The 4,563-nt window shown below is 41.3% G+C and carries 2 protein-coding genes and 1 pseudogene; all 3 read left to right on the forward strand.

Features of this window, described 5'->3' with window-relative positions; all coding sequences use genetic code 11:
• Positions 1-259, forward strand: a pseudogene (locus H524_RS17655) (IS256 family transposase); the annotation flags it as partial.
• An 822-nt stretch (positions 260-1,081) separates the two neighbouring features.
• Complete coding sequence (gene rsmI, locus H524_RS0111645; protein ID WP_027940319.1) at positions 1,082-1,930, forward strand: 16S rRNA (cytidine(1402)-2'-O)-methyltransferase; 849 nt, start codon at positions 1,082-1,084, stop codon at positions 1,928-1,930.
• An 84-nt stretch (positions 1,931-2,014) separates the two neighbouring features.
• A complete protein-coding gene (locus H524_RS0111650) occupies positions 2,015-4,216 on the forward strand; it encodes a YgjP-like metallopeptidase domain-containing protein (RefSeq protein ID WP_027940320.1) in 2,202 nt (733 codons plus the stop codon).
• Positions 4,217-4,563: the final 347 nt, after the last annotated feature.

The following is a 4,563-nucleotide window of genomic DNA, read 5'->3' on the forward strand; positions in this document are numbered from 1 at the left end:
TAGGCACTCATCCTCGGTAAGAAAAATCATGTACACCACAAATGCCATCGAAGCGACAAACAGTAGTTTTCGTGAGGTGGTGAAAAAAGGCGTATTCGGAGGTATGAAAAGTGTGATATCCATGCTATTGCTTCGCTACACATACCATCTCAAGCCAAAGTGGGATAAAAGAGCAGTTAGCAACTGGCCTTCAGTTCGCTGTGAACTTTTAGCCAATCCAATAACTGCAGATATAGCAGCGAAGTACTTTAAGAGGTAAAAGAGAACCTCAATCTCTTTGTTGGGGGGACTCTATTGAAAAAAAAAGTACACATAATTCTTGACTCTCCCCATTGAAAAGCGACAAGATAACCTAAACAAGGTTATCTTTATATTTAATGCCTTTGCGCGCAACTTTAAGGACATTTGATGTGGTTAAAGCTATCGTTAGCTTAACTATTGTAGGCCTCTACTTGCACACAGGTGCGTAAAGAGCGTCCATGAATGTTTTGTAAAAATACAGTATGTATCACATTATTTACTTGCACCAGCGTGCACCAGCCATGCAAAAGTTGCTAAATCTTAGTGATTGAGCATTCTTTGACATTGAGATCGCAATAAATCATAAGTGATTATTTGAGTTAAGGTGTAAGTAGTTAGATCACTGACAGTTATCGTTATATGTGGAAAAGATGACAATACTTTGACCAATCTTTGCCTCCACAATCATACTAACAATACGCCATATGATTCATGTAACTGAGGTTTATAGCAGCACGTTGTAGCTTGCTGCAGCTAGTTTTTGTAGTACCTTAGGTGCGGGCGCTATGATGAATGATTACCTAACTTAACAACAGTTTCTTATTGGTTGCGATCTTGAAAAACAAAACTTTTGTATGCTGCATAAGCCCTTATTTATCTAAGTTTAGAGTTTTGATCTCACTTGTTAAGGCAATCTATGTGAAATAGGTTAAGATCATGACGCAATTTGAGCTGCTTTGAGGCTAATCTCTTAGATAGCATCTTATTAGTCAGGTGCTTATGATGCCTTTTTAGGTAAATAAGCTTACTAGCTGTGACCAAGAGTGATTAGGACAGGGTTATGATTGAAAGTGCACTGTATATTGTGCCAACACCGATTGGCAATCTAAGTGATATTACTTTTCGTGCTGTTGAAGTGTTAAAAGCAGCTACCCTGATCGCCGCTGAGGATACTAGGCATTCACGTATTTTGCTCGATAAGCTCGGTATTGGTTCGGTCAAAATGATCTCTTGTAATGATCATAATGAAGCTGAGCGTACCGAGATTATTGCAAAAGAAACTGAGTCAGGCGGTATTGTAGCTTTGATCTCTGATGCTGGCACCCCAATGATCTCAGATCCAGGCTATAAGCTAGTGTCATCCTTAGTAGAGCGAGGCGTTAAAGTCTTTCCTCTGCCAGGCCCTTGTGCTGCGATCACCGCCTTATGCGCTTCGGCTATGCCTACAGACAGATTCTTCTTCTCTGGTTTCTTACCTGTAAAAGATAAGGAGCTTACCGATAAGCTTGAGTCTATTAGAACTGCACCGTATCCAGTGGTCTTTTATGAAAGCCCACGTCGTATCATCAATACACTAAATAAGATAGCTCTTATGGATGCAGATCGTAAGGTCGCTTTGTGTCGTGAGATGACTAAGACCTTTGAGACTATCTATCGTATGAAAGTTACCGATCTTATCGAGCACTTTAAAGCGCATGAAGATGAGATTCGTGGTGAGTTTGTGCTTATCGTTGGCCCATATGAGGCAAAAGATAATAGCGATGAGATCTCAGCTAAAGCTAAAGCTGCTCTTGAAAAGATGATTTCTAGTCTAAAGGTTAAGGAAGCTTGTCAAATCGTCTCTGATCTTACTGGTGAGAGTAAGAATCGCCTTTACGACTATGCCTTAACCCTCAAAGATCGCAGCTAATACAAAAGCTGTATTTGAAATCTAGTGTACTAAGGTAGCGCTTAAGTTTTGTGTAGTCCTGCTCAGTCAGGTATAGATGGTGTTATGAAACAAATAGCAGAAGCAAAACAGCTTGATGATCTGAACACTGACTGCATTGACTTGAGCACTGTAAAAGCACCTTTTTTAAGACAGTCATATTCTCAATATCCTCTAGAGCGCTTTTATTTTAGAGATATCGAGTTTCGGGTTAAGACTAATCGTAATCTGCGCAAGCTCAAGCTTGTCATCGATACTTCTGGCTATGTCGTCATGAAGACCAATCCAACTTATCGTTGGGTGGATATACGCGAGATGATCCGTGGCCACTATAACTGGTGTAAAGAGCATCTTGAGTCCATGACTAGCTCTTACGATCAGGTCTCGTTTCATTGCCAGAAAAAGCGTACCTTTCGTACCAATGATCTGGTCTATGTATGGGGGCAGCCATATCTTATCTTGGTTGTCGAGGATGAACCACATAATAGTATTGGTATCACTAGACCAAAACAGCTTATCCCTACCTTAGTGCCAAAAGGCAGCTCACGCTTTGGAGCAAAAGCTGCCAAGCTCTGTGCTAATGGCTATATCAACACCAATGCGCTTAAGGCTATGCCGATCTTCAATCAAGGTCGTCTCATCATGCCTAAACAGAGCCTCTTTGATGATATTAATGCTTTTGAATATGACCGTACTAAGTATGGCGGCAGTAACTCAGATGAGGTTGCCTCCATGCGTCATATCCACCCAAAGCTAGCACATGACACAGCTTTAAGAGATAGGGCTCCGAATACGGGCAATTATTATTTAGATGCCTTTGCCTGCATGATGCAGTTAACTCAGGATAATCTCTTATCACGCAAGCAATTCTTTGGTTCACGCATGCTCAGTGCTACTGAGCGTACCGTCCTTGAGAATGTAATTCGTCGCTTTACTGATCTGATTAGTCCAGAACATTACGAGCCAGAGATCATCAACGATATTATCGGCCGTTGTGAGATGGCTTCTTCATCATGTATTCGTACTGTTTTAAAAGGCTCAATTGGCCATAAAACAGGAGTTTATGCATTCGATCCTCTGCAGCCTCATAACAACTTTAAAGCTACTGACGATCCAATGCAGACTTCTAAGCACGACTCAAGTTCACTACAGGCAGATAAAGATGCACACGCTATGGATCATGTAAATGATGCTAAGCATGAGGCTAAGGTCAATTACGATCTGTATGAAAACTTCATCAAATTAGAGGATGTGCGCACTGATCAGCCACCAGTAAGTATTTTGCAGGCGCACAGTCAGGCAGCCTTAGATGAGGTTGCTAAAGCGCGATCTTTGCATATTAAGCATAAGAAGATGCCAACCTTCCTTTTCTATCCTGAGTACAAGGATTACATATCCATGTGCCGTAAGGATTTGATTATGGAGTTGGCTGAGCAATTAGCTTTTTATAAGAGCGGCAGACTTCATGGTCTAATTAAGACTGCAACCATTAAGCATCAAGATGCTAACGCGCTAGCCGAGCAAGAGCTAACACGAACTGCGCTGACACAATCAGCTAGCCCTGTAGATGATTTTCCATTGGCGCTAAAAGATCTTGAGCTGACCTTTGTTACTACAGATGGTAAGGAAGTCGATCCTTCTACTGCCATTATTGCTTATTTACCTGATACTCCTCATACCGCTAATCTCATGTACTCCATGTCGCAAAGCGTTGCTCTAGGTCAGGCAAATGAAACTTATGTAGCCAAGATCGCTGGGGATATTCTCTATCGTCGTCGTAATGCTCCACGCGATCGTTATTTCCATAAGACCTTGGTAAAGCCAGGCATCTTACGCATTGTCGTCAAAGATAAGAATAATACTGACAATGTCAAAGCCATGATCGAGAAGTTTATCCAAAACGAGATGTATAAGGTTTCTGCAAAATTTTTAGATTGCATTCATCCTTTCTACATTAGCGTCTATAACCACACAGCTAGACACTATCAGCTAAAGCCAATTGAGTGGGTAGGTAAGCTTCATATCATGCGTATGCGACCATTAGGACAGTGTCGAACTAGAAGAGGACAGACACCTGAGATTAGACTCAATCCTCATTTGTCTATGTACCCGTTCAACCTAACTGCAGCAGTGATTATGCATGAGATCTGTCATTTGAATATGTATAACCACTCCAAGGTATTCTACTTTATGCTCTCTAATCTCAGTCCTGATGCTGACAATGTTGCAGACAGTATGTTCTCCATCAATATCAAGGACATAGCCTAGATAAACTCAAGCTATGAGTGCATCCCATCATCAAGGACATAGCCTAGATAAAATCAAGCTATGAGTGCATTCCATCATCAAGGACATAGCCTAGATAAAATCAAGCTATGAGTGCATTCCATCATCAAGGACATAGCCTAGATAAAATCAAGCTATGAATGCATCCATCATCAAGGACATAGCCTAGATATAATCAAGCTACGAGTGCATTTGATCTGTGTGGTGGCAAAGTGCATGTTTATGGCTTTTTAGCCTATAGAGTGAAAGGCTTTTTTTGCAGCTGTTTATATAGACAGACAAGCGCGTTATGCTATAATCGCCCGCGAGTTGACTGGGCAATCGCTGCT

Source organism: Anaerobiospirillum succiniciproducens DSM 6400, from assembly GCF_000482845.1.
Taxonomy (GTDB): domain Bacteria; phylum Pseudomonadota; class Gammaproteobacteria; order Enterobacterales; family Succinivibrionaceae; genus Anaerobiospirillum; species Anaerobiospirillum succiniciproducens.